The 25,533-nt window shown below is 45.2% G+C and carries 18 protein-coding genes, 4 pseudogenes and 1 CRISPR repeat array; of the genes and pseudogenes, 13 read left to right on the top strand and 9 right to left on the bottom strand.

The genetic code is table 11. From position 1 onward, the window contains the following. Positions 1-27: 27 nt before the first annotated feature. The 4 genes from rimP to QUA77_RS08230 form a co-directional block, all read right to left on the bottom strand. Positions 28-495 (bottom strand): ribosome maturation factor RimP, encoded by a 468-nt coding sequence (gene rimP, locus QUA77_RS08245; protein ID WP_333040953.1) that lies wholly within the window; start codon positions 493-495, stop codon positions 28-30. A gap of 324 nt (positions 496-819) precedes the next feature. Next, a complete protein-coding gene (locus QUA77_RS08240) occupies positions 820-1,008 on the bottom strand; it encodes a hypothetical protein (RefSeq protein WP_333449808.1) in 189 nt (62 codons plus the stop codon). A gap of 198 nt (positions 1,009-1,206) precedes the next feature. Next, entirely contained in the window at positions 1,207-2,598 is a 1,392-nt protein-coding gene (locus QUA77_RS08235; RefSeq protein WP_333040954.1) for a response regulator, read from the bottom strand. Next, a complete protein-coding gene (locus tag QUA77_RS08230) occupies positions 2,595-5,426 on the bottom strand; it encodes an ATP-binding protein (RefSeq protein ID WP_333449807.1) in 2,832 nt (943 codons plus the stop codon). The genes QUA77_RS08235 and QUA77_RS08230 overlap by 4 nt, the downstream gene beginning before the upstream one ends. A 410-nt stretch (positions 5,427-5,836) precedes the next feature. Here QUA77_RS08230 and QUA77_RS08225 point away from each other — a divergent pair, with 410 nt between their 5' ends. Beyond that, positions 5,837-6,004, top strand: a complete 168-nt coding sequence (locus QUA77_RS08225; RefSeq protein ID WP_333449806.1) for a hypothetical protein — start codon at positions 5,837-5,839, stop codon at positions 6,002-6,004. A 294-nt stretch (positions 6,005-6,298) separates the two neighbouring features. Beyond that, positions 6,299-6,437, top strand: a pseudogene (locus QUA77_RS08220) (IS5/IS1182 family transposase); the annotation flags it as partial. A 16-nt stretch (positions 6,438-6,453) separates the two neighbouring features. Here QUA77_RS08220 and QUA77_RS08215 read toward each other — a convergent pair. Further along, positions 6,454-7,905, bottom strand: a complete 1,452-nt coding sequence (locus QUA77_RS08215) for a hypothetical protein (RefSeq protein ID WP_333449805.1) — start codon at positions 7,903-7,905, stop codon at positions 6,454-6,456. 609 nt (positions 7,906-8,514) lie between these two features. Here QUA77_RS08215 and QUA77_RS08210 point away from each other — a divergent pair. Together QUA77_RS08210 and QUA77_RS08205 are read left to right on the top strand one after the other, a co-directional pair. Next, the gene (locus QUA77_RS08210) at positions 8,515-10,014 is read left to right on the top strand and encodes a GUN4 domain-containing protein (RefSeq protein WP_333449804.1); all 1,500 of its coding nucleotides are present in this window, start codon (positions 8,515-8,517) and stop codon (positions 10,012-10,014) included. Positions 10,015-10,332: 318 nt separating this feature from the next. After that, positions 10,333-10,596 carry a hypothetical protein gene (locus QUA77_RS08205; RefSeq protein ID WP_333040959.1) on the top strand — a complete coding sequence of 88 codons (264 nt, stop codon included), beginning with the start codon at positions 10,333-10,335 and terminating at the stop codon, positions 10,594-10,596. 128 nt (positions 10,597-10,724) lie between these two features. On the opposite strand, the gene QUA77_RS08200 is transcribed toward QUA77_RS08205, so the two are convergent. Next, entirely contained in the window at positions 10,725-11,252 is a 528-nt protein-coding gene (locus tag QUA77_RS08200) for a P-loop NTPase family protein (protein WP_333040960.1), read from the bottom strand. A 363-nt stretch (positions 11,253-11,615) separates the two neighbouring features. On the opposite strand from QUA77_RS08200, the gene QUA77_RS08195 reads away from it, so the two are divergent. The 8 genes and pseudogenes from QUA77_RS08195 to QUA77_RS08160 all read left to right on the top strand — a co-directional run bounded on the left by QUA77_RS08195 (position 11,616) and on the right by QUA77_RS08160 (position 21,735). Next, positions 11,616-12,182 carry a nucleoside monophosphate kinase gene (locus QUA77_RS08195; RefSeq protein WP_333449830.1) on the top strand — a complete coding sequence of 189 codons (567 nt, stop codon included), beginning with the start codon at positions 11,616-11,618 and terminating at the stop codon, positions 12,180-12,182. A 123-nt stretch (positions 12,183-12,305) separates the two neighbouring features. Next, the gene (rph, locus tag QUA77_RS08190; RefSeq protein ID WP_333060920.1) at positions 12,306-13,019 is read left to right on the top strand and encodes a ribonuclease PH; all 714 of its coding nucleotides are present in this window, start codon (positions 12,306-12,308) and stop codon (positions 13,017-13,019) included. A gap of 412 nt (positions 13,020-13,431) precedes the next feature. Next, positions 13,432-14,001 (top strand): annotated as a pseudogene (cas6, locus tag QUA77_RS08185) (type I-MYXAN CRISPR-associated protein Cas6/Cmx6); the annotation flags it as partial. Between the two features lie 50 nt (positions 14,002-14,051). Beyond that, complete coding sequence (gene cas3, locus QUA77_RS08180; protein WP_333449803.1) at positions 14,052-16,469, top strand: CRISPR-associated helicase Cas3'; 2,418 nt, start codon at positions 14,052-14,054, stop codon at positions 16,467-16,469. Next, positions 16,450-18,132, top strand: a complete 1,683-nt coding sequence (gene cas8a1 / locus QUA77_RS08175; protein ID WP_333449802.1) for a type I-MYXAN CRISPR-associated Cas8a1/Cmx1 — start codon at positions 16,450-16,452, stop codon at positions 18,130-18,132. Before cas3 ends, cas8a1 begins: the two co-directional genes overlap by 20 nt. Positions 18,133-18,175: 43 nt before the next feature. Then, positions 18,176-19,123, top strand: a complete 948-nt coding sequence (locus tag QUA77_RS08170) for a DevR family CRISPR-associated autoregulator (protein WP_190738796.1) — start codon at positions 18,176-18,178, stop codon at positions 19,121-19,123. Beyond that, a complete protein-coding gene (gene cas5 / locus QUA77_RS08165; protein ID WP_333449801.1) occupies positions 19,120-19,764 on the top strand; it encodes a type I-MYXAN CRISPR-associated protein Cas5/Cmx5/DevS in 645 nt (214 codons plus the stop codon). The genes QUA77_RS08170 and cas5 overlap by 4 nt, the downstream gene beginning before the upstream one ends. A 250-nt stretch (positions 19,765-20,014) precedes the next feature. Further along, positions 20,015-21,339: direct repeats of the CRISPR family, unit length 36 nt; unit sequence CTGAAATAACCTTTGATGCCGTTAGGCGTTGATCAC. Then, a pseudogene (locus QUA77_RS08160) lies at positions 21,340-21,735 on the top strand (ISAzo13-like element transposase-related protein). Positions 21,736-21,970: 235 nt separating this feature from the next. Here QUA77_RS08160 and QUA77_RS08155 read toward each other — a convergent pair. Next, positions 21,971-22,284, bottom strand: a pseudogene (locus QUA77_RS08155) (element excision factor XisH family protein). Continuing rightward, entirely contained in the window at positions 22,284-22,412 is a 129-nt protein-coding gene (locus QUA77_RS08150) for a hypothetical protein (RefSeq protein WP_333161152.1), read from the bottom strand. Before QUA77_RS08150 ends, QUA77_RS08155 begins: the two are co-directional and overlap by 1 nt. A 144-nt stretch (positions 22,413-22,556) precedes the next feature. On the opposite strand from QUA77_RS08150, the gene QUA77_RS08145 reads away from it, so the two are divergent. Then, positions 22,557-24,257 carry an ABC-F family ATP-binding cassette domain-containing protein gene (locus tag QUA77_RS08145; RefSeq protein ID WP_333449800.1) on the top strand — a complete coding sequence of 567 codons (1,701 nt, stop codon included), beginning with the start codon at positions 22,557-22,559 and terminating at the stop codon, positions 24,255-24,257. 78 nt (positions 24,258-24,335) lie between these two features. Here QUA77_RS08145 and QUA77_RS08140 read toward each other — a convergent pair whose 3' ends face one another. Next, a complete protein-coding gene (locus QUA77_RS08140; protein WP_333449799.1) occupies positions 24,336-25,253 on the bottom strand; it encodes a fructosamine kinase family protein in 918 nt (305 codons plus the stop codon). Positions 25,254-25,533 lie beyond the last annotated feature (280 nt).

Here is a 25,533-nt window from a genome sequence, read left to right as displayed (position 1 = left end):
TCAAAACTCAAAACTCAAAATTTCCCTTTACATCTCCTTTCCTTCGTCTAGTTCAACTTTGACAATCTGAGGGCGGGGAATTTTAACCTGTCGCCCTTTTTGATTGAGATAAACCGCTGTTTCATCCCGGCCCAGGAGTAGTCCTTTCCACTCTTTGATTCGCGAGTCCGGTTCGGTGGTTTTGGCTGTCACGGGGAAACCTTTAAAGGTAATAAATTCTCGATCGCTGCTGAGCAATCGGGATATTCCGGGACTGGAAATCTCTAGCACGTAGGCATCGGGTATGATGTCGGCTGCCTCTAACTCAGCATCGAGGGCTGTGCTCATGCGCTCGCAGTCGGCTAAACCAGTGTCTTGTTGGAGGTTGCGGATGTCTACCCGCAACACGGGAGGATTTTGGTTGGTGTGAAACACTGCTCCCACTACTTCCAATCCCAGTGTTTCCGCAACGGGGGTAGCTAAGTCAATGATTTGTGGGATTAGGGGATGAGTCATATCGAATACTTAAGTTAAAACTCCTAAACTCGGACAGGGGCAAGGAAAAATTTGGTGTTGAGATTGCTTGGCTTTGAGGTGGTTTGATTAGGTGGCTGCGACTTTCGTCTTCAACTTTGGGACTTACCCAACATCCCAGCAGGGGATCTCAAGCGGGGGGTACCCTTACTAAATCAGTCCTCAACTTGCAAGTCAGACGCCCCGAGCTCTTTTCCTGCGACTAATGCAACAAAAAAAGTGGGCTTGACCCACTCCTAGGTAAAACAATTTCTTCCAAGAAGTTTGAGGACTTCTTCTGATCGAAGGGAGGCCTCTGTTCTCAGTTTAGCTCGATCGCCCGCCCGGTGACAAACCGAATCGGCATCGGCGGACTGTCCGAGGGCAGAAGAGGAGAGCTGACAGGGGAAATAAGGACGACTCGATCACCGTTTTGGAGCGGGGTGGGGCGAGGGCAAATTCCTGGTTGATACCGAAGCCGGTGCGATCGTCCCTAAAACTGTTGGCGATGGTCACTCAGGCGTTCTAGGACTTGCGATACGGGAGTTTCTTGGGGAAATTCTCATTTTAGTTCGGACAAGCCCTCTGCTTCTTGATAGGTGGCGAAGAGTTTGACAGTGAGGGTGATTGGTAGATTCGACATGAGCGATCCCATGATTAACGGTATATTGACAAAACAGCAAAACTAAGATTTACCCTAAAAAAGTCCCCTTACTAATGCTGGATTGGAAGCTCAATTACAAACTCTACCCCCCATTCGGGCGAGGAAATGCAAGTCAGCTTACCACCATGTTTTCGTTCTACGATCTCACGGCTAATAGACAAACCTAAACCTGTCCCTTTACCTACAGATTTAGTAGTAAACATCGGCGTGAATAAATGCTGCATTACTTCCTGAGTTATGCCAACCCCATTATCAGCAATCCGAATCACCACTCTGTCATCCTGAAGCATTTCAGTGCAGATCCGAATCTGTGGAGTCTCATTGCTCTGTTTGTTTTCCCCGCACAGCGGACAACTAATCGTAGACTCTTCTAAAGCATCAATTCCATTCGCCAATATATTCATAAACACCTGATTGAGTTGCCCCGGATAACACTCTACTAGCGGCAATTCCCCATACTCTTTAATCACTGCAATTCCTGGGAAACTTCCTTTAGGTTTCAGTCGATGCCCTAAAATTAATAAGGTACTATCTAGCCCATCGTGAATATTCACTGGCGTTAGTGCCGATGTATCCAAGCGAGAAAAATTACGCAGTGACATAGAAAGATTGTAAAGTCGCTCTGTTCCGACCGCCATTGAATCAAGAATTTTTGGCAAATCTTCAACAATAAAATCTAACTCACTCTCCTGGGACTTATCCTCAAATTCTGATGTCGAAGTAACATTGTGCTGGCACAGCCGAGTCATTCCGATCAAATCGGCAATATATTCCTTGGCAATAGGGATATTATTGGAGATAAAACTAACTGGATTGTTAATTTCATGAGCTACCCCAGCTACAAGTTGACCAAGGCAAGCCATCTTTTCACTTTGAACGATTTGCACTTGAGCTTTTTTAAGATTATCCAAAGCTTGAGAAAGTTCAGAGGTTCGTTCTTCCACCCGTTTTTCTAACTGCTGCGCGAGCTGATGCAACGCTGCTTCTGCTGCGAGCCTGTCTTCAATTTCCCGTTTGAGAAGCAGATTTTGGGCGGCGAGAGTTTTAGTCAAAGAACGTAGTGTTAAATGGAGATTGACGCGAGCTAAAACCTCCTTTTGTTCAAAGGGCTTAGTAATGTAATCTACAGCCCCTAGATTAAAGCCTTTGACCTTATCTCCTATGTCAGACAGAGCCGTCATAAAAATTACCGAAATTTCGTTCGTCAACGGACTTGCCTTCAGGCGATGGCAGGTTTCAAACCCGTCAATTCCTGGCATCATCACATCTAAAAGAATCAAATCAGGCTGAGTATATTCAGCCTGTTCGATGGCACTTTCACCATCAGTTGCTACCAATATCTCCCATCCCGAACCCGCTAAAGCTTCAGAAAGCACGTCCAGATTGCTAGGATTATCATCGACGATTAAGATGCTACTTGTTTCCATATTTGCTGCCTTCATTCTTTTTCTATTCTGTGGGATGTAATAAACTCTTTTATTTTTTTGACTTGATAGCCTTGGGCTAAATGGCGCAGCTCAACAGCAAAGGACACAAATTTCTGATCCAATTTCTCTAGGTGTTCACTGCGCTTCACAATTCCTTTCACGTTGCCTCTCATCGCCAGTTCAAGTAGGAGTTCAATTTCTCCGGGCGGGGGCGCTACTACAGAGGTCGATTCAGAAAGTGATTGAGTATCTGATGAAAAAGGAATAGTGCTGATTTTTTCATTCTTTTGTTCCTCATATATCCATTCAATTTTTAAATACTTTTGCAACATCTCAAATAGCTCTTCTGCCTGCACAGGCTTACCGAGAAAATCCTTTGCTCCCCCCTCCAAGCTTTTATGTTGGTCGGTAGCAAATACACTGGCAGATGAAGCAAGGATTGCCACGTCTTTATAGTGTGACAAATTTCGGATACGGCGCATCATCTCAAAGCCATCTAAGACTGGCATCACTAAGTCAGTGATAATCAAATCGAACTTAAACTCTTCTACTTTTTCTAAACCTTCTTGACCGTTTTTAGCTTGGGTTACTTCAAAGCCGAGGGGTTCCAGGAGATTGACAATAACTGAGAGATTTTCCCATTTGTCATCCACAACCAAAACTTTCTGCTTTCTACCTTGGTAGCCAACCAGCTTTCTTTGCTTGGCAATCGTGGCTGTATTTGCCCAGTCTGCAGCTTCCGGTAAATTCAAATCTACCCAAAAAACACTGCCGACTCCTGACTGACTTTTTACTTGAATGGCACTACCCATCATTTCGACAATTTTCTGGCTAATTGTTAAACCGAGTCCGGTTCCTTCCGCCTGACGCTTACTGTCTCCTACTTGTTCAAAAGGCAAAAATATTTTTTTTAATTGTTCTGGTGTCATACCAACGCCAGTATCTTCAATTTGAAACCGAATTTTGTGAATTGGTGAGGCTGGCTTTTGCTCATAGCTTTGTACCTTTTCACCTGTGTGCTTTTCCAGATGTTCTATCTTAAAAGTCACTCGTCCCGAGTCTGTAAACTTAATTGCATTGCTCAGTAAGTTAATTAGTACCTGTCGCAAGCGTTTCTCGTCAGCGTAGATGCCAGCAGGAATTTCCGAACTGGGTTGATAAACAAAAGCAATTCCTTTTTGTTCGGCTCGGATGCGGCAGATTTCCGCGACTCCCTGCAAAAAGGAAGGAAAATGGAAATCTTTCGCGTACAGTTCCAATTTCTGAGCTTCAATTTTAGCGAGGTCTAAGATGTCATTGATCAGGGTTAACAGGTGGGAACCACACTGGTGAATAATACTGATACCTTGGATATCTTTCGGAGCCATCGTTGTTGAGCGTTCTAGGATTTGAGCGTATCCTAAAATTCCATTTAGTGGCGTTCTCAATTCGTGACTCATATTCGCTAAAAATTCACTTTTAGCTTGGTTGGCAGTATCAGCGATTTGTTTGGCTTCCCTGAGTTCGGCGGTGCGTTCTTCTACTCGGATTTCTAGCTCGGAATTGGTCTTGGCTAGCGCCTCAAAGGATTCGCGCAACTGTTGTGCCATAAGGTTGAAAGACTGACCCAGAACTTCTAGTTCTTCTACGCCTTTTACCTGCACATTTTTCTCTAAGTCGCCACTGGCGATCGCTCTAGAAGCTGCGCTCAAACGGAGAATCGGGCTGGTAATCCAGCGTGCGGTTAAGATTCCCAAAACGGTAGCTAGCGCCAAGGCTCCGAAACACAACAAAATCGTAGTCTGGGTATTGGCGTTAATTTGATCCATGAAATCGCTTTCAGGAACTACGACGACGATCAGCCAGTCCAATCCTCGGCTATCCTGAAAGGGCATAACTTGGAGGAATTGCCGCTCGCCGGCGATCGTAAAATCCAATTGCTGAGAGCTATTAATTTTAGTGAGGTCGCCAAAGTGTTCTTTTAAATGCGCTGTTGTCAGCCGAATTAAATCATCTGTGCTATCTAAAGCATTCAGGCGATCGAGCTTGTCATTGTTGGTGATAAATGCTTCTTTTAGATTGGAACTGGCTACTAGGAGTCCAGAACGTTCCATAATGAATGTCTGTCCCGATCGACCGATGTTTAAGCTGTGCAGGAAGTCACTGAGGAAAGAGATCAGAAAATTAGCAACGAATACCCCGCGCAGCTCGCCACTTTCGTCATAAACTGGATGTCCGGCAGGAAGCGAGAGCGTTTTCTGACCTATAAGCGAAAAAATTTCGCTCCATGTGGGCTTGCCTAAGCGTACACTGTCTTTATACCATGAACGGGTGAGTATATTATAGTTGCGGGAGACTGTTAAGAGCTTTGTTTGATTGCCTTTGCTATCTGATTCATAAATATGAAGTTCATTCGGATGCTCTTTGTCTGCTATTTTAAAAACTACTTTGCCATTCTCTTGGCGTTCAATGGCAATGAATTCTCCATTTTTAGTAGCAAAACCCATATTTGGCAGAGAAGGAAAGGCTTGAATTTGCTCCCACAAATAGCGCTCCGTACTCTCCAATTCGTCGGGATTTAAGTATCCTAATCGAAGGGCATTGGCATTCAGTTGATTGACGCGAGGCGCTGTATCTAGGTATGTGTTGAGCTGCTGCTGGATGCGGGCCGTAATTTCACTCCGCAACTGGCTAGCAACTTCGTTGACTGCTTTTTGCCCGTTGCGTAAGGAGAGCCAGCCTGTGAGTCCGACGGCAGCAAAGATTTGCACGACGAATGGCAATACTAAAATCAGGCGAAGTGACACCTTTTTTTGAGAACGGTTTGACAGAAAAGTGGTTGGAGAGGGAGAGGTCTGTGACATTGATTGGTGTTACTCCTGGGGTAACGAGTTGGCTGAAAAATCTCAGGGGATTTAGTGAAATGAGGCTGAGGAAATATATATTGAAAAGCAATCTATAATAGTTACTGTAAATTTTTAGAAAGTAATTCACTTGAACAAGCATTGCTATTTAACTATTTTTTCTGAGAGCTTTATAATTATAGCTGACTGAAAATGCTGACACGCCTTCTTTTTTTTTTAGCAGTTATAATTTTTTTATCGCTGAGCAACGCAGTTAGAAATCATATCTAATAGATTACCTCGTTTAGAGATATGTGTAGTAGTTTTTAACTTTACTTTACACAGTGGTAATAAAAAGTATAACTTCATCAAAGTTACATATAAATTGATATAATATACGTCTAAAAAAATTGACCCTTCGCGCTAAAAAAATGACACGTCAGGCCGGTGAGAACCGTAACGGCGGTCTAACTCACTACCGCGCTGAATATTTGATGCACAGCCCTGCAGATGACTCTCGTAGACAATGCCTATCGCACATGAAACTTTACAATTCCAGCAAGTTTCATTTGCAGGAGTTACAGCAGGGTAATTGCTAATTGCTGATTGGGGAAGAAAAAAATAAGTAGAGCGCTGGAGCAGAGGGGATTATGACACAGAAGAGGGCTAGGGCTATTCTTTTAATTCTGCGACACTATCTCAGCTTAATAGTGAATTTGGTATTAGAGGTAAACACATGGCTGGCAAGGATTTTAAGGTTCTTCAAATCCGAGAGGCTAGGGTTTGTCATCAGTTGATGTAAAGGAAGGTAAAGGAGAGATATAGCCGACTAGAAGGATTCTATGGGCAGGAAAAGTCGCCGTTATGCCATACGGGATTAACAGTGGGAAAGGATCAAAGATTTGTTGCGCGGATGTGAAGGTTATGTGGGTGGGACAGTCTGCCTACAATCGGTTGTTCGTGGAAGCGGTGTTGTACCGCTACCCAGCGGGCACCGCGCGGGGAGGCTTGCCCGAACGGTTTGGGGACTTCGGAGTGATGACACGGCCTAACGCGGGGCTATCCGTTGCAGTTCTTTGGCTTGTTCTAAAATTTTCTCGAAGTCTTCTTCGCTCAACCGCTGAATGTAGTTGATTTTGAACTCTTCTAGGAAGTCGCACAGCAGCAGTTGTATTTCTTGCCAGGTTTGCTGCTGTTGCAGTTCGGTTCCTAAAGCTTGCCCGAAATGTTGGACTAGCTGACTGGAGAGTTTGATGCTTATGGGGTCTTCGCTCGCGATTTTGAAGGCTTCGTAGGCATCTTGGGGGCCGAGGGTGGCTAATTTTGAGAGTTCTGCAACTAATTGCTGTGCTAGTTGTTCGGGCAGGTTTCCCAGGCCCGGTACTTGCTTCCATCCTTGATAGAGGGGGGATTGTTTGAGGAAGGTTTCAATATTGTACCGGAGCAGGGCTTCTAGGTCTGGCTGGAGTTGGGGGAGCACTTTGTAGACGGTTATTTGCACTAGATGGGTGGCGATCGCTTCTATTTCATTGATATTGTTGATGTCTAGATAGCGCTGTTTTTTAGATTGAAATAGTTGACGAGCCAGTTCGCCTGTGGTAATTGATTGTTGCATCTGATTGATCAGTTGAATTACTACAACTTCGGTCAATTCTTGGGCGAAGTTGGCGACGAAACCTCGGCTGATTTGGGTGCGTATGGGTTGGAGATCGGGCATTTTGGCTTGGTGAATGCGAATTGTGACGGGTAATACTCGCAACAGGCGCCAGAATGGGAGGAGCAGAAAGATGTCGTACCATCGCCAAAGCATAGCTGATCGCCAAGTGACGCTGCGGTGGCGGCGGCTGATCAAGTAGGTACGGGCTAGAAATTCGATCGCGAATATGGCAATAAATGGCAGGTCGATTAGCCAGAAATTATCGGTGAATTCGCCGTTTTCTCCAATCTCGCGGAAATAGTTGGTGGCGATTAATGGCTTGATTTTGGAGTCAAACCACTTGATTTCTTTTTGCCAGCCTTGTTTGTTTAAATAGTCTTGGCTCCAGAATCTTTGGAATGATTGTTTAGCGGAGTCTTGCGGATTCGGGACGCGATCGCGCATCCGGTCTTTTATTTTTTCTAGAGTGCCGCTTTTTGATGCTACTCGAAAGGGATCTTCGTCGATCATTTTCGCGCTCAGATTGTTTATTTCCTGCAATTTGGCTGCTACTTCGGGAGAAGGCAACCCTGTTTGCACTACTTGAATTTTTAATTCTTCTAAGGTTTCCAGATATTGCTGGGTGTCTCGGTGGGGTTTAATACCTTTAAATGGGTCGTATACTTGAGTAAGAACTGGCAGTTGCCGGAAGTAGAAATCTCGTCCGGGCACGTAAGTTATGTCAAATATTACTAGGCTTAAATTTCCCAGGGCGACCAGTGCCATGAACCGCTCGAACCAAGGTACTTTTGGTAATTTTTTTCGGGTGTTTGGAGTTGGAGAGGGCTGTAGTTTTGGTGTCACTGGCGATTCCTAATTAAGTAGACCCAACGAAATAGATGTAAGTGGTAATAGCTGAAAAAAACAAACAGGAAAAACTGGCTAATTGTCTGGTCGCGCTCGGATTGCGATCGCGGAAGCTAGTCTTTATTTTAACGTGCGTTTGTTGGGGAGTTTTGGATTGTTGATGCCGCCTGGTTAGGTAATAAATTATGCTGCTAAAATATTAAAGCCGATCGAACTTGACGGAAGCTGTGGCTCCCGTTAGTGTGCTTCTCTCTGGCAATAAAATTATATCTCAGGCGGAATCCTCAGTTTTTTTGGCGTTGCAGAGCTCACGGGGCTGGTAATAAATTACTATTTCTGTTTGATCTGGAGGCTCTTTGACCGCTAAATCAAATGTATTGCACGGATCGGAGTCTAAGGTTAGATATGGACTTCGAGTTTGAGGTCAAACCCTCAAGAGAGTTATACTTGCTCAGGGGCAGTCTGGTGAGAGCGCCCCCTCTGATGGCGAGGGTGGCTGCCGCCTCCGTAAGGTTCGAGGTCTCGCCTCTACAAAAACCAGCTCGCGATCGGACTCTTGAATAATATAAAACCCTGAGTATAATTTTGTTCGCATTTTTTTAATATATGACATACTGCCTTAATCTCGATTGCCCAAGAGACAAGCGTCAGAACCCACCAGGCACAAAGTATTGTCTTAATTGTGGTTCCAAGCTGCTGCTAAAAGACCTTTATGGAGCAACTGAACCGCTGCGCGATGGGGGATTTGGCAGGACTTTCCGAGCTGTTAATCATGGAAAATTTGAGGAATTGTGCGTAATCAAACAGTTGTCACCTCCTCAAGAGTTTCAGCGGAAGCCCGGTCATTTTAAAAAATATGTTCGACTGTTTGAGCAAGAGGCAAGGCGGTTATACGAACTGAAGCACCCGCAAATTCCTCAGTTAATTTCTTATTTTGAGGAAGATGGGCGATTGTATTTAGTCCAAGAGTTTATTGATGGCAATAATTTAAAGGATGAGTTAGATAAGTACGGTGCTTATAGCGAAATTAAAACTTGCGAACTGCTGTTAGATTTGCTGCCTTTATTGAAGTTTGTTCACGACAGAAATGTAATTCACCGCGATATTAAGCCTGAGAATGTGATCCGCAGATCTCGCGATCGTAAGTTAGTGCTGATAGATTTTGGGGTTTCCAAACAAGTAGTAGCTGCTGCTCCGACCAAAACAGGAACGAAGTTGGGAACTCCCGGCTACGCGGCTCTAGAACAGCGTCACGGTAGGGCGGTTCCTGCTAGCGACCTTTATAGTTTGGGGGTGACTTGCATTCGCTTGCTGACTTCTGTTATGCCTTATCTGGATATCTACGGGGACATTCACGATGACCTTTACGATCCGCTTGAAGGCCGATGGCTTTGGAGGGAGGCTTTGCCAAAAGGAACACAAATTAGCGACGATTTAGGTCAGGTTTTGGATAAGTTGATTCAGGAATATGTTAAAGATCGCTACAAATCGGCTGTGGAAGTTTTGGATGCTTTAAAACCTCCTGTTGTTGTTGTCCCCGTCATGGAAAAGTCGCAGCCGACAACGGTCATCAGTCCTTCGGTTCCGACTCAACAGGTGACTGATACTCCGCTAGTTTCTGTGAATTTAGAGTCGGAAAAAGGTATTGATTATTCTCACTTGGCAAGGCTGCTAGCTGCTAAAAATTGGCGTGGTGCTGATGAGGAAACTTCTGTGAAAATGCTGGAGGTGATGCAGCAAAATTCACGGGGTTATTTGAGTGAGGAAGATATTAGGAAGTTTCCAGCTAAGGATTTGCAGACTATCGATCAACTTTGGGTGCGGCACAGTCACCGCAGATTCGGTTTTTCTGTGCAAAAGGGTTTGTGGCTCAAGTTGGGGGGAAAGCCTGGTGTTTATGATGCTACAGTTTGGGAGAAGTTTGGCGATCGCGTGGGCTGGCGGGTTAACAGCCAGTGGGTATACTATTCGGAGCTGAATTTTACTTCTAAAGCAAAGCCTGGACATTTGCCGGGGGGGACTGTTTTTGGGTGGGAAGGCGGGGTTTTGTGCGGTGTTTTGGGTTTGGGTGGGATCTGGTTTCTGCTGTCGCGGCGGGATTTGTAGAAGGAAGGTAGAAGGTAGAAGGCAAAATTTATTAGTCAGACTGCACCCCAAGCGAAGTCGAAGTGTTAGTCATGAAATATAGCCTTTCTCAGTAACATGAGGTGCACGCTTGATAAGCGGGCATCGGGCATCGGGCATCGGGCATCGGGAATACCTCACCAAGATTGAGAACTGCTATAGTTTTGAGTTGGGAATTAAAGTGTTAACAAGTTTTGAGTTTAATCATCTGTTGTGTAGAAAATAGCTCTAAAAAAAGCGACAAATAAGATATAATCACAAACCTTTTTTTTTGTGCTATGTTCTTAGAGAAGGGCAAGTTTGCAAAGTCAAAAGCCAGTCCTCGGCGGTGTCCAACCATGGGGAGTGGCTTTTGCTCCAATTTACCAAGGAGATTTATTTAGTATGTTGCAAGAAAAACGTCTCAAGCCGTGGACTATAGTTCGCTCGCTTCCAAATGTGGAAAAGGTGGTTGTGGGTGAGTTTCGCAGTTGGTCTGATGCAGACGGTCACTTGAAAATTCTCAAGCGGATGGTGCCGGCGGATCGATTGAGTGTTGTGTTCGATCCGGTAGTTCAAGCGTAACGTCGCTGGTAAATTGATCAGCGTGCGATCGCTCTTTGAGCTAAGCGATCGCCTCTTTTTTTAGATACTATTTTTTTACATAAAAAATGCGACCGCTAAACAGGCGATCGCAACTTGAATCATTGTCCTTAACTGCGGCGAATTTCAGTAATTTGGTCGGCAACATCCAAAATTCTTTGGGGCATGGATGGCCCGGTAAAAATCATATCCAAATGATGCGGCTTGCTGTCAATCAATGCCACCACTTCGGCTTCGGGAATCAACCCCAAATTAACAGCTAAACTCAATTCATCGAGAATAACTAAGGAATAACGACCTTCGCGCACCGCATTTTGAACATACTGCCACAATTGTTCGATCGATCGCGTCTCCAGCTCATCTAAATCAGCATTCTCAATCGAGCGTGACAAATCGCAGCGCACCCAATCTAAATTTTGCCCCAGCCGCACCGGATGCTGATGCCCTTGATTAATTCCCCCTTTGAGGAACTGCACAGCTAGCACGGGAGCTCCCTGTCCTGCAATTCTGAGGGCTTGAGCCATGACACTGGTAAAAAAGCAGCGGTGCGGGCCTGTAAAGACTTGCACCAGCCCTTGAACTGTGTAGGGCAAGCTGTGGTTTAAATTTAGTTTAGGGGTTTGTAACTGAGCAACCATAGGGCAATATTTAATCAGCAACTAAGTCTTGAGTGCAGCTCCGACCTTGGCGTGGCTGAAGCCTGCTTGACAATATATAGTGTACGGGGCCGAGTGCACATCGGATCGAACACTATATATACAAGTTGTCAAAAGCTCGCGGCAGTGGCATTCGCAGTCGTTTGTGCGATTTTTGAACTCTATTAGCACTTACGCAAAAACGGGTTTTTTAGCAAAATACGGCGTGGAGCTTGACATTTATACAGTTATACAGTTATAGGGTGAAAAACCAAGGTGATGAGAGTGTTGCTGCGTCCAGGGCTTTTAAGAAAATGTACACACATCGCGTAAAATTTGAATGTCGCGGCACTAGGAGCAGGGACTGTGAGAGTGGTGATTCTGGGAGGGCCAGGAGCGGGAAAGGGAACTCAGGCTGAACTACTGTGCAGCAATTTGAGCCTTCCTTTGCTGGCTGTGGGGGACATTCTACGGGAGGCGATCGCAGAAGACACAGATTTAGGCAAGCTGGCGGTGTCTTATGTAGAAAGAGGGGAATTAGTTCCCGACGCAACTATGATTGAATTCTTTCGCCGCCGGCTGCTGCTGTGGGATGTCTTTAATGGCTGGGTGTTGGAGGGCTATCCGCGAACGGCTTTTCAAGCTGAGGAGTTGGATTTTTTATTAGAGGATTTGGCTCAGGAGCTAGATTGGGCAGTTTGGCTGAAAGTGCCGATCGAGGTTTTGCTGAGCAGGTCGATCGAGCGCGATCGATCGGATGACCATCCTGAAATTTTACAGCGTCGCCTCGATTTGTTCCACGAACGCACTATTCCTCTTTTAGAGTATTACGAATACCGCAACAAACTGTTAACTGTGGATGGCGATCAATCCCCAGAAAAAGTCCAGCAGGATATTCTCCAATTGATCGAGGCTAAGGGCCAATCGTCATAGCAGTTTAGATTTTAGATTTTAGATTGAATGAGTGCATATTTACCGAATCAAAAAAACCGGAAGATTAATCACAAATTTTAATTTTTTAATACCCAATTACCCATTACCAATCACCTAAATATTATGTCTTTCCAGCGTCCAGATGGCAGACAACCAAATCAAATTCGTCCGATTAGTTTCGATCGACAGTTTACTAAATTTGCTAGCGGTTCCGTACTAGCAAAAAGTGGCGATACTCAGGTACTTTGCAGCGTTACAATCAAGCCGGGAGTGCCTAGATTTCTGGAGAATACCGGACAAGGTTGGCTGACAGCGGAATACCGAATGTTGCCGGGCTCGACACCGCAGCGGCAAGAGCGGGAATTTATGAAATTATCGGGACGGACTCAAGAGATTCAGCGGTTGATTGGGCGCAGTTTGCGATCGTGCTTGGATATGCAACTATTGGGAGAACGCACAATACTTGTGGATGCGGATGTTTTGCAAGCGGACGCGGGGACTCGCACGACTTCAATTACTGGCGGGTTTGTGGCTGTGGCTGATGCTTTGAACAAGTTGGTGCAAAAAGGTGATTTAGTGCGATCGCCCTTGATTCGCCAAGTGGCGGCTGTGTCTGTGGGGCTTTTGGAAGGCGAACCGTTTTTAGATTTGAATTATGTTGAAGATGTGGCGGCGGAAATTGATTGTAATGTGGTAATGAATGGAGATTTGAATATCATCGAAATTCAGGGAACTGCGGAAGAAGGAAGTTTCAGTCGGAGTCAGTTAAATCAAATTTTGGATTTGGCAGAAACCGGGATTCAGGAATTGTTGGAGGCTCAGCGGCAAGCTCTTTAGACCGATTGATTTTAACCCCAATTGTTGGAGATGTCTGTTTGAATTTACGGTTGGGTGGGGACGGGTTTTCCGGTCTTTATGGCAACCGGAAATATTGTTGATGAAAGCCGCCCCAATAGATTTATTTTTATTACACTTGACAAAAGTGGCGGTAAGTGCTATGCCTAGAAAAATAGACGGGGCGTTGATCACTCTGCCCTCCGAGTAGTAAAATCTACGCGATTAATGCAGGGACGCGAACAGCCATTGCTTTCAACTCCCCAAAACCTTTGATGCCGTCAGGCGATTAACTAAATTATTCCCGAGCAGGCTAGTGAATACTACCTCTCTCAAAAATCAAATGTCTGCACTCCGAGTAACAAGTTCGACAGACATTTCTTTCAGAGTAAATGGCTTATAACTCCCAGCAGACCACGGTTATGGGCTGTTTGCAGCGATTTGCGAATTAGTGCCGATGTTGCGGGCCGATCGCACAATTCGGCTGCTGACGGTGGCGGGATATCCAGACAGACAGGGGAAAATTACTCTCAAGCGCGAGATCGGGCGATCGTCGCGAATACGGATCAGGGTGGCAGCAGAAAACGCGCACCATTTCTTTAAACTCGGTGGCCGGCAATTGTCTGTGGGCATCCACCAAGTCGTGCTGGGAGTGCCGACAATATTGCCCTTAAAGCCTGCTGCTGACTTGTTTGCTCGGGTTGTGGTGATTTCTGGCTACGAACAGCAGGATTATTTTTTAGCGGCGGTGAATCGGCAACTGAAAGCGCTGGGAGTGCGATCGGGCAATGCTGAAATTCCCCTCAATCAATACGGCGAAATCGCCAGAAAAACTATCAAAGTTAAGGGCGATACAAAAGTAGGTTATTCGGTGAAAATATCCGGGCTTACTGATGAAGATTCTTTGTTGGTGCAGCATAACGGTATTGGCGGCAAAGGACACATGGGAGGTGGCTTTTTTGTGCCTCACTGGGAGGCTAAATGAAAGTGAATTTTCCCCGACTTTTTGCTAAGTCTTTGCCCAAGGATTTTTCAATGCTGCCTAAAGAAATTCAGTCAGCTCACTTTTTGCCCGGACATACTGCTGCGGTGTACTGTTCTGCTGAAATCATTCTCAACCGATTGCTGCCGATTATGTTGCGTCAATTAGGTTTGGGCGATGAATGGGCGAAATTGCTGTTGAAAACAACTTTGATGGGATGCTACATTCACGATTGGGGGAAAGCCAACCAGCACTTTTTGGGATTGATGGCAACCGAGTCAGTGCATTATCAAAAGCATCCTGACTGGCTACAAACGATTAAATTAGAATTGCCAACTAACGAAAGAAATCAAGTCCAACAAATAATCCGTCACGAAATTTTGAGCGGCATTTTGGTGCTGCGAGTTCCCGAATTTAGGCAGTGGCTACAAAGTTGCGAAGATGTCGATTTGTTGGTGGCTGTTTGGGGGGCGATCGGACACCATCTCAAAGTCGATCCAACAAAGGAATTTGTCAAAACTAAGGGCTGCGGCAATGCCCCGCTTTATGTATTTTGCCAGCACAAAATTCCTTCTAAACCAGATTCAAAACCCGTCCGAGATGATTTTAGGGCGCTGCTCAAAATAGGGACTGACAGCAAGTTAAAATTGTCGCCAAAACTGCCCAATGTCAAAAAATCAAATTGGACGCAGGAGGAACTAAAATATGCTGTTGAGGCAGTAACGGACGAATGCGAAGCAATGGCAAAAACTGTGGGGCGAAATAGCGATCGCCAGCGGTTCATTGCCGCAGTGAAAGCGACTCTCATTGCAGCGGATATCGCAGGTTCTGCGGTGCCCGAAATCGCAAATCAGCGGCAATGGTTGAGGCAAGTTTTGGAGCAAGTATTGAGCCGGGAAGATTTACAGCAGGTTATCGATTGCCGGCTCAATAAAAAGCACCCGCGGGGTTTTCAAAAGTCTGTTGCTGCGACCAAAAGTAGAATTACTTTAGTTAAAGCTGGTTGCGGAACTGGTAAAACAATTGCTGCTTATTTGTGGGGATTAAATTGGGCAATTAATAGAAAGCTGTTTGTGCTTTATCCTACTACGGGGACGGCTACTCAGGGCTTTTTGGATTACGGCACTTTGACTGAAGCTGAAACAGCTTTAATGCACTCTCGATCGAACATCGATTTAGAGGTGTACCAAGCTTTGATTAATGAAAATGACGACCACGTTGAAAATGAGTCGAGACTGCAAAGTTTCAAAGCTTGGATTGCCAAACTCATCGTCGGCACGGTAGATTCAGTTTTGGGATTGATGCAGAACTACCGCAAGCCGATTTATGCGTGGATTGCCATCGTCCAAGGTGCTTTTGTTTTTGACGAAGTTCACGCATACGATGACAAATTGTTTAGCGCTTTGCTGAGATTTATCCAGACGTTTAAAGGCGCGCCGATTTTGCTGATGAGCGCTAGTTTCACTCAGGAACAATTGGCAAAAATCTACGCTACGGTGGCGGAGTTGGGCGAAGAGATGACCGAGATTGAAGGCCCGAAAGATTTGGAGGATTTGCCGCGCTATCAATTTCAAGTAGTTGAAAGTTCCACCGATGTCATGGTGGATGTCGCGGCTGCTTTAGCAGCCAATCAAAAGGTTTTGTGGGTCAACAATTCTGTAAAAAGTTGCGTTGACACTTACAATTTTGCTGTGAATGAGTTAGTTAACTACCAGAATTTAGATTTTTTGCCTTTAGTTTACCACGCTCGATATCGGTACAAAGATCGGGTCGAGCGCCATTCTCAAGTCATGTCAGCTTTTTCGCAGCAAACTAAAGGTGTGCTGGCTGTTACCAATCAAATCTGCGAAATGTCCCTCGATTTGAGTGCCGATTTGCTGATAACGCCATTTGCAATTTTTGCAGCGCTGATTCAGCGGCTGGGGCGGCTTAACAGGCAAGTTAAGTTTGATGCTACTGGCAATTTGGTACTAGCATCGGGACGAATTTGCCAAGCTATATTTTATCCGACTAAAACTCCTTATCCTTATACGGGAGAACAGGTAAAAGCTGGTCAAGAATTCGTTCGAGAACTTGCGGAATTGGGGGAAATTTCGCAGACTGATTTAATGAAGGCGGCTCTCAAAATCACCGGCGAACCGATCGCCGAATATGACTCTGCATGGCTTGACGGCTTGTGGTGTACCAGTCGCGAATCTTTGCGAGAGCCTGGTAATACCATGAATGTGATTTTAGCAGAAGATAGGCAAAATATAGAAAAAATTGCAGAGGAAAAAAGGGCGAAAAAAGGCATCAGTAAAAATAAGGCTTTGGCTGAGGAAGCACTAAAATGGGCGGTTCCGGTGCGGCTTCCCAGTCCTATTTCTCAACTCACAGATTGGAAAAGATTTCAAAAATTTTATCCGATCGCCCCAACAGATGCCGTGATTTACAGTGAGGTAACGGGAGCTTGTGAACAGTACAAATGTTGAAATTGTTCTTAACTTGCACAGCCCGCATTATACGGATATGCACGCGGCGGGTTTGGCTGGTTTGTGGATGACTTTAAAGCAATTTAATCTGGAGGGAATGAGTTATGATAAACTGAAATGGGATCTCGGCGAATATGAACTCGCGCTGAATATTCAAGGGAGTCATTTAGAGGCGATCGAATGGTTGATTCAACAGTCGTTTTTGCTGAATGACGGATTGATTGGATTCCGGGGAATCGATTCGGAAAATCTCTTGCCGGAGTCGAGAGTGGCGCTGCATCAAGGATTGTTGAATACTTTTTTGCAGCAAGGGATACTTTCTAAAAGCGACGGCATAAAATCTCAATCTTTTGAGATTGATGAGGGCGAGTTGCCGCTAGTAGTAAGTTACAAGTCGCTAACTGAATACAGCCATCAAAAGTTTGCTAAAAATTTGTGCGATCGCGCGGGTTTCCTGCTAGAGAAACCCTTGGCAGTAGCGGGCTGGCTGAATCCAGGCGCTACAGTCAAACACACTGCTTTCACAGGCAAAACGAGCATCGAACAAAACGCTTTAGATGCTTTAGTGTTGCTTTACGCACCCGTAGTTTGCTGTTATTTCAAAATTCGATCCTTCGCAAAAGGAGAAAAAGCATCTGCGGCTTTGATAATTCCTGAAATCTTGAATCTCAAACAGTTTGCTGAAACTAGAATGAGTTACGCCAAACGCCATCAAGCGTACAAAAATTTTCATGCTTCGGGGATTGGAGATGCAGCGCTGCGTTTTTTAGTGACTTACGAATCCGCAGTAGAGATTGCGAAAACTTACAAAGTTAGCCGCTGTCGCGCTGTGATTTTTGGGAAAACGCCGTGGAATCAAAAGCAAAAATCTCCGACGGACAAGTATTCCGTAACTGCGGATGCAAAAATCTGTGCCGCTTATCAGAAAGCGCAAAATGCTTTCAAGGATAAGTATTTAGTTTACGGAGATTCTGGCAGTGCCATTGTCCCCAGCTTGGCTAAAGGTTTAATCGCTGAGGCTTTGATTAAACACCTTCCTTGGTACGGAGAATTGGCAGCAAAAATAACTAGCAAAGAATTGTTCGATCGACTGTGTTATGAAAGTAAAGGTTTTCGAGATATGGTAGAATATGCGGAGTGGAAAGAAGCATCCCACGGGCGGTTTGTTGAGGCTTGTCACGATGCTTTGAGAGGAATTTACGCTGGTTCTTTTAAGCAAGGAAATGCTGAAGCAAAGCGCCAAAATGCTAGCGAAGAACACGGCAAAAGTTTAGGTGAAAAGCGGCTCTCAGATGAGCGGGAAAAAGTGCGCTCGAAAATGATTCGCTGCAAAAACTTTTCAGCATTCTGTTCTTTCATCACGGAATTTTGGTCGAAAGCCGGTTTTTCGCGAGTGCAGCAAGAATATCAAGCAGAATTGTGGAATTTAGTATTAGATGATTGGGAAATGGCAAGAAATTTAGTCTTGCTTTCCCTCGTCAGTTACAAAGGCAGGAAATCTGCTGAGTTGCCGCCTGAATTGCCAAGCAGCAATCGGGTGGAGGCTGAAGATTCTGATGTTGATTTAGATGAGGATGATGGGGATGAGGAAGAAGAAGATGACGAAGATGATGATGATGGTGAAAGCGTGCCTTTGCCATCATCCCTTCGCAATTTACATTAGGCGGAACTTACGCACACACTATATCTGTAACTGAGGAAATACCATGACTTATCATTTGTTTGGCAACATTTTGACCAATTACGGCATCGCTGCTAACAACCGGGGTGAAAACCAAGGTAACGTCACAACTTTGCAGCGCTTAGCATGGAAAAATTCGCTGCGGACTACTGTATCTGCTGAGGCTATTCGGTGGGCAATTCGCTATCAGTGGCAGTTTTTAGGAGAAGATGTCAACCGCAAATGGGATGATGATAAAAATGAAAATTATCGCGTTCAAGAAGGTGTTTTCGATCCAGAAATATACATTGATGATGATGTTTTGGGTTACATGGATGCGAAAGCCGCAACGGAAGATATCAATAATGATGGGGTTCCAGAGTCGAGCGACACCAAACCAACTGCTAAAGGCGGCAAGGCTAAAGCTAAACTGAAAAAAGGGGAAAGCATTGCTCGCAGGGGGGTGCTAGAAGTGACTCGCGCGATTTCTTTGACTGCGGATACTGGCGATTTGTTTTTTGGCTCGACTAGCGGCAAAAAAGACCGGAAATCTATTCATCAAACGGAGGCTCACGCTACTCGCTATCAGTACGGTTTTGCGATGACTCCGCACCGTTTGAAGGTTGCGAATCGGGTGATTTCTGTTTTGGATGCTTTGGCTTCTCTCGGAGGTGTTGCGGGAAATCACGCTCGGTTTCTTTACGATTTTTCTCCTGAAAGTATTGTGCTCAGGTGGACTCACGATTTTGCTCCCCGGATTCTTTACTGCTTTGAGGAAAATCGCAAAGGGGAGATTTCAATATCGGATTTGGTGCGCCGCATTGAGGCTGGAGATATTGACCCGAATGAGGTGTGGATTGGCGGTGCAATTTCTGTGGAGCCGGAGGTGGAAGAATTGGAGCAATTGGGTGTGAAAGTTTTTCGGGGAATTAAGCCGGCGGTGAGGGATTTGCAGTCTGTGATTTTGTCGGATATCGATCGGGAGGCTGCATGATCGGGTTGCGAATTGAAGTGCCAATTGCTTGTTGGCGGCAGTCTTATTCGCGGGAATATGCGGAAAGTTATCCGGTGCCGCCGCCGGCTACGGTGTACGGAATGCTGCTGTCAATGGTGGGGGAAATTAACCGCTATTCTCACTGTGGCTGTAAGATTGCGATCGCCCTTTTGTCTGCTCCCAAAAGTTCGACTTTGCTGCGGACTGTTCGGCGGGTGAAAGTTGCGAAGGAGGAGTTTGCGGCGGGCAATGCGCGGCCGGATTTTCAGGTGTTGCTGACTGGTATTGATTTGGGAATTTGGGTGGATTTGGGCGGGGATGTTGGCAATCCCAAGCTGTTGGAAAGATTGCGGGAGGCAATTTTGCGGCCGGAGTCGGTGAGTAGATTTGGTGGGGTTTCGCTGGGGGAAAGTCGGGATTTAATTAATTCTGTTTTGCTGTGGCGGGATGAGTTTGAAGCTGATATTTGTCAGTGGTTGATTTTAGATCGAAATGGGTATTTGGCTTTGCCTTGCTGGGTGGATCATGCGGGTTCTAAAAAGACTAGGTGGCAGCGCTATGTTTTGGCTGATGCTGGGGATTTTTTGCTGGCGGATGTGTTGGCTGGGGTTGATTGCTGGAGTTCGATCGGGCCTGAGTAATTGCAAGGATCTCTGAGTGTAACGGGTTTTTGGGTGCGCGTAATGTCTGGATTGTTTGTGGGGATTGGTTTTGAGGTTGTTGTGTTTGATGTTTAGGTACTTGCACGGTTTGAATGCTTTGATTGGTGAGGGTTTGAGATGCGCGATCGAACTGCTTTGATGTTGGAAGGAGGTTTTAAGGATTTAGTCGGGCAAGGTGCTTGCAAAAATGGTTTCGAGGGTTTATTCTTTAAGGGGTTGGGCGATCGGTCTGAAATAACCTTTGATGCCGTTAGGCGTTGATCACTCAGGAGGATTAGCGGGGAAGGCTGCTACTTCGCTGAAATAACCTTTGATGCCGTTAGGCGTTGATCACAACAAAACCAACTGAACAACAGCGGTGCGGACGGGGCACTGAAATAACCTTTGATGCCCTTAGGCGTTGATCACTACATACCGAAGTTGATTGCGTCGTGTTTGAGAAACTGAAATAACCTTTGATGCCGTTAGGCGTTGATCACTGTTGAACAAATTACCCCCGCGCCCCGGATCGTTCAATCCTGCTGAAATAACCTTTGATGCCGTTAGGCGTTGATCACACACCTGCGATTGTCTATGCCGACATTCAACTTGACTGAAATAGCCTTTGATGCCGTTAGGCGTTGATCACAAAGCATCTTTATTGGCTGATTATGTAATTATTTCTGAAATAACCTTTGATGCCGTTAGGCATTGATCATGAAGAGTTGGATCGACTTATAAACGGCTTGAGTTCGCTGAAATAACCTTTGATGCCGTTAGGCGTTGATCACCACCACACAATTGCGATCGTTGTTAGTCGCCCGTAGTCTGAAATAACCTTTGATGCCGTTAGGCGTTGATCACTGCTCTGGTGTTTTCTCCAGCCAAATTTCGTTGCCTTCTGAAATAACCTTTGATGCCGTTAGGCGTTGATCACCGATTACTCGCTGCACATACACGCTCGCAGCCAGTCTGAAATAACCTTTGATGCCGTTAGGCGTTGATCACTGGTGGATGTGGTGGATTTTCAAATTAAGAGTAAACTGAAATAACCTTTGATGCCGTTAGGCGTTGATCACAACATTGAAGGAGATTTTAGATTCAGCCTAGATTTTTGAAATAACCTTTGATGCCGTTAGGCGTTGATCACGGCAGAATGTCAGATATCTTAAGAGCGGATGAGCTTCTGAAATAACCTTTGATGCCGTTAGGCGTTGATCACCAAACCTTGAAAGATGGTAAACCAGAAGCGTTACTCTGAAATAACCTTTGATGCCGTTAGGCGTTGATCACTTTATAACATTACAGCCTCTTACCCGTTATTTACCTGAAATAACCTTTGATGCCGTTAGGCGTTGATCACAAGCGTTATGGCGTAGAAGCTAAGGCTTTAAGCCCTGAAATAACCTTTGATGCCGTTAGGCGTTGATCACCGAGAAATCGATTGTCAACATATCGAACCAAATCTGAAATAACCTTTGATGCCGTTAGGCGTTGATCACGGTTTCATTGTCACGTTGCGTGTACTGAATATGGTGTCTGAAATAACCTTTGATGCCGTTAGGCGTTGATCAGATCAACCGCGCTTGTCAAGACAATTCTATCTTGTCAAAATGTGATGGTGGAGGTAGTAATAATGCTAATCATTATATTTTCAAAGAAGATTTGCAGAAATTAGTTAATGAAATAGGAATTGAGATCAAAATTGCTCATTACCCTCCTTATACATCTAAATATACTCCCAGAGAACATCGACTTTTTCCTCATATTACCAGGATCGGTCAAGGAGAAATTTTTACAATTTTATAATTAGTCAAAGTTTTGGTGGAAAAAACTCCCACTAAAACGGGAAGATCTGTAGCTGTAAATATCCTTAATAAAGTTTATAAAACTGGTCGAAAAATGGCTAATAATTTCAAAAATACTATGCAAATTGTTTTTGATGAATTTTTGCCCAAATGGAATTATTGAGCCATACTCTACCCTGAGTAATTCATTAAGTTATTTATTTTTAATTTTTTAAGAAGTTTGCGATAATTATTTAAGCTATCCCTTGTAATGTTTGCTCTATTTTTTGGGGGAAAACCACCCAATTCAGGGGATTATTTTATGGCAATATTTGACTAAATTTTTATCATTTAAAAAGCTCTGTAAAAGCATTTACTAGAAGTGCAAGATACAGTTGTCTTTCTGATTACGTCCGTTTTCAGATGTCATAGTAAAGAGTATATTGACCCAAAGCTTTCTCTAAATCGGCAATTCTAGACTCTCGGATAAAACTTTTAACTTCAACGGCTATGTTGCGATCGTTGTTCTCAGCAGCTAATAGCTGTTCGGTACCAAGATCGATAGGTTTCTCTTCGCCCAAGCCAAGGGATACGGATCATGGGTAATTGTCCAGCCAGCCTTAATCAGAGCCTGTTTGACAACTTGATGATAAATGTCTCTTGCTGGCAGGATCGCTCTCTTTTGCGATAGAGGTTGACACTGACTATTATAATGTGCAGAAGTCTCAACCATTATTCGAGAAATTCAATCTGAAACAACACGATCGCCCAATCGCCCCACACAAATAGTCCTGAATCCACATCGAGGCCAGAAACCGGGTTTCTTCCTATATCTCTAGCCCAGAATCTGCGATTTTTCATAGAAACCCCGTTTCTTCGCGTAACTCCTACCAAATCAAAATCTGGCAATACGCTAAATATAATTAAAATTTGTTAAGATTAACTCGACCTCAGCGCCGGCATCCCATCCGCCGCTAAACCTGCCCTTCCCCAGTCCCCACAACAATGCTGCGACTCGAACACATCAGTAAAATTTACCCCACAGGCGTCGTACTCAAAGATGTCACCTGGGAAGTCAAACCGGGCGATCGCATCGGCTTAGTCGGCGTTAACGGTGCCGGTAAATCCACCCAACTCAAAATCATCGCCGGCGAAATCGAACCCACCGCCGGCGAAGTTATTCGCCCCGCCAGCTTGCACATCGCCTACCTCTCCCAAGAATTTGAAGTAGATCCGACTCGCACCGTCAAAGAAGAATTTTGGCGTGCCTTCAGCGAAGCCAACGAAGTCCATGAATCCCTAATGCAAGTCCATCGAGACTTGGAAAACTCCTCCCCAGAAAATCTCGACGAACTGATCCACAAAATGGATCGGCTGCAACGGCAATTTGAAGGCTTAAACGGCTACGGTTTAGAAGCCCAAATCGAGAAAATTCTGCCCGAAATCGGATTTGAACCCGAAGACGGCGATCGATTAGTCAGCGCCTTCAGCGGCGGCTGGCAAATGCGGATGAGTTTGGGCAAAATTCTCCTCCAAAAACCCGACATCCTGCTACTCGACGAACCTACCAACCACCTAGACCTAGAAACCATTGAATGGCTGGAAGTTTACCTCAAAGGGCTGACAACCCCAATGGTAATCGTATCCCATGACCGAGAATTTCTCGATCGGCTCTGCACTCAAATCGTCGAAACTGAACGCGGTGTTTCCAGCACTTACCTTGGCAACTACTCCTCCTACCTGCTGCAAAAAGCAGAAGCCAGAGAAGCCCAACTCAGCGCCTACGAAAGCCAGCAAAAAGAACTCGAAAAACAGCAAGCATTCGTAGAAAAATTCCGCGCCAGCGCCACTCGCAGCACCCAAGCCAAAAGCCGGGAGAAACAGTTAGACAAAATCGAACGCATCGAAGCCCCCACAGGCGGATTAAAAACTTTGCATTTCCGCTTTCCCCCCGCACCCCGCAGCGGCCGCGAAGTAGCAATAATTGAAGATTTGGTGCATACCTACGGCGAAAAAATCCTATTCTTGGGAGCCGACTTGTTAATTGAAAGGGGCGATCGTATTGCCTTCCTCGGCCCCAACGGCGCGGGCAAATCAACCCTGCTGCGCCTGATTATGGGTTTAGAAAAGCCTTCTGAAGGTACAGTCAAATTGGGAGGTCACAACGTCATCCCCGGTTACTTTGAACAGAATCAGGCAGAAGCCTTAGATTTGAATAAAACCGTGATGGAAACCATTCACGACGAAGTACCGGACTGGAAAAATGAAGAAGTTCGGACTTTGTTGGGGCGGTTCTTGTTTACCGGCGAAACAGTATTCAAACAAGTCGGCGCTTTGAGCGGCGGAGAAAAAGCCCGTCTGGCTTTAGCAAAAATGCTGTTGACTCCCGTGAATTTGCTAATTTTGGACGAACCGACCAATCACCTCGACATTCCGGCGAAAGAGATGATGGAAGAAGCGATTCAGAATTATGACGGTACGGTAATTATCGTTTCGCACGATCGCTATTTCATCTCCCAAGTAGCTAACAAAATTGTCGAGATTCGGGATGGAGAATTTCGCCCTTATTTGGGAGATTACCACTACTATCTAGATAAAATTGCTGAGGAACAAGAGCTAGCTAAGTTAGCCAAACTTGAAGCAGAAAAAGCGGCTAAAAAAGCCGAAAAAGAGGCAAAGAAAAAAGCTGCCGCTAAGCAAAAATAAACTTGCATCCCTCGCAGATAAACCTTAAATCCGCGTTTATCTGCGTGTAGCTGCAGTTTTAAAAAAAAAGATTATTAACTAACCCAAAATTCGATTAATCATTTGATTCGCCTGGGAGTCGTAACTCCCACCAAACAAATTAAAATGATTTAAAATGTGATACAGATTATAAAGAGTTTTGCGTTCTTCATACCCTGAATCCAAAGGCCAAACCTGATTATATCCCCGGTAAAACTGCGCCGGAAATCCACCAAATAGCTCAGTCATCGCAAGATCAACTTCTCTATCTCCAAAATATGCCGCCGGGTCAAAAATCACCGGTTCCCCCGCAGATGTCACCCCCGCATTTCCCCCCCACAAATCTCCGTGCACTAGCGAGGGTTGAGGTTCATAACCAGCTAACAATTCAGGAATCCTCTCTAATAAACGTTCCCCTTGTGGAAAATGACCGCCCCGACGCCTAGCCAATTTTAACTGATAACCAATCCGATGTTCTGCCCAAAATTCTGCCCAGTTTGCCGTCCAATTATTAATTTGTATAGTTGAGCCGATCGTATTATTAATATCCCACCCAAAAACTCCCCTCCACAAGCCCGAATTAGGCTCTTCTTTCCCCCTTAGCAAGGGGGGATTGGGGGGGGTGTATTTGTGCATTGCGGCGAGTTTTCGCCCCATTTCTTCCCAAGCTCGATCGCCACCGCGACTTCCCAAATCCAGCCATTCCAGCACAATATAAGCTGAATTTCCCTCAGTTCCCCAGCAAATCGGCTCAGGTACTCGAATCGTCTGGGTTTCCCCCATTTGCTGCAAACCCCGCGCTTCCGCTTCAAACATCGCGACTTGGGAAGCTTGATTGATTTTCGCGAAGTAAGCGCGGCAACTGCTGCTGATATAATAGCCTTGATTTATGCAGCCCCCGCTGACAGAACGCCGATGGTCGAGAGAAAATATTTCTCCGGTTGTTTCACAGATATGCGCGGCAATTTGGTCCCACATAGCATCAAATCGTTTTGAGGGCGATCGAAATTAGTTTAACAGGTATGGCAACTTAATCAGCAAAAAAAACAAAGCCCCTATCTGAAGCTCAGAAGAGGCTGTGTAATGTCAAATATAATCGCAAGCATCGAAATATTTTCGAGATGCAGTGAGGGGGGTCAAATATCTTCGCCACATGGGCGTTTAACAAGCCAAAAGTTGTCAGGGTAAAAAACGCTGAAGACTGCAGAGAATTAAGTCATCAATCACCATGTAGAAAGAGAGGTCAAGCCCTCGGTCT

Source organism: Microcoleus sp. K5-D4, assembly GCF_036704575.1.
Classification (GTDB): Bacteria; Cyanobacteriota; Cyanobacteriia; order Cyanobacteriales; family Microcoleaceae; genus Microcoleus.
The sequence above is the reverse complement of the archived record's forward strand: the minus strand, read 5'-3'. Positions and strand labels throughout refer to the sequence as shown.

Coding starts and splice junctions, on each gene's coding strand:
- cas5 (WP_333449801.1), top strand. CDS start 19,120: ATGATCGGGTTGCGAATTGAAGTGCCAATTGCTTGTTGGCGGCAGTCT.
- QUA77_RS08230 (WP_333449807.1), bottom strand. CDS start 5,426: ATGTCACAGACCTCTCCCTCTCCAACCACTTTTCTGTCAAACCGTTCT.
- QUA77_RS08210 (WP_333449804.1), top strand. CDS start 8,515: ATGACATACTGCCTTAATCTCGATTGCCCAAGAGACAAGCGTCAGAAC.
- QUA77_RS08200 (WP_333040960.1), bottom strand. CDS start 11,252: ATGGTTGCTCAGTTACAAACCCCTAAACTAAATTTAAACCACAGCTTG.
- QUA77_RS08170 (WP_190738796.1), top strand. CDS start 18,176: ATGACTTATCATTTGTTTGGCAACATTTTGACCAATTACGGCATCGCT.
- QUA77_RS08150 (WP_333161152.1), bottom strand. CDS start 22,412: ATGAAAAATCGCAGATTCTGGGCTAGAGATATAGGAAGAAACCCGGTT.
- QUA77_RS08140 (WP_333449799.1), bottom strand. CDS start 25,253: ATGTGGGACCAAATTGCCGCGCATATCTGTGAAACAACCGGAGAAATA.
- cas3 (WP_333449803.1), top strand. CDS start 14,052: ATGCTGCCTAAAGAAATTCAGTCAGCTCACTTTTTGCCCGGACATACT.
- rph (WP_333060920.1), top strand. CDS start 12,306: ATGTCTTTCCAGCGTCCAGATGGCAGACAACCAAATCAAATTCGTCCG.
- QUA77_RS08235 (WP_333040954.1), bottom strand. CDS start 2,598: ATGAAGGCAGCAAATATGGAAACAAGTAGCATCTTAATCGTCGATGAT.
- QUA77_RS08145 (WP_333449800.1), top strand. CDS start 22,557: ATGCTGCGACTCGAACACATCAGTAAAATTTACCCCACAGGCGTCGTA.
- QUA77_RS08225 (WP_333449806.1), top strand. CDS start 5,837: ATGACACGTCAGGCCGGTGAGAACCGTAACGGCGGTCTAACTCACTAC.
- rimP (WP_333040953.1), bottom strand. CDS start 495: ATGACTCATCCCCTAATCCCACAAATCATTGACTTAGCTACCCCCGTT.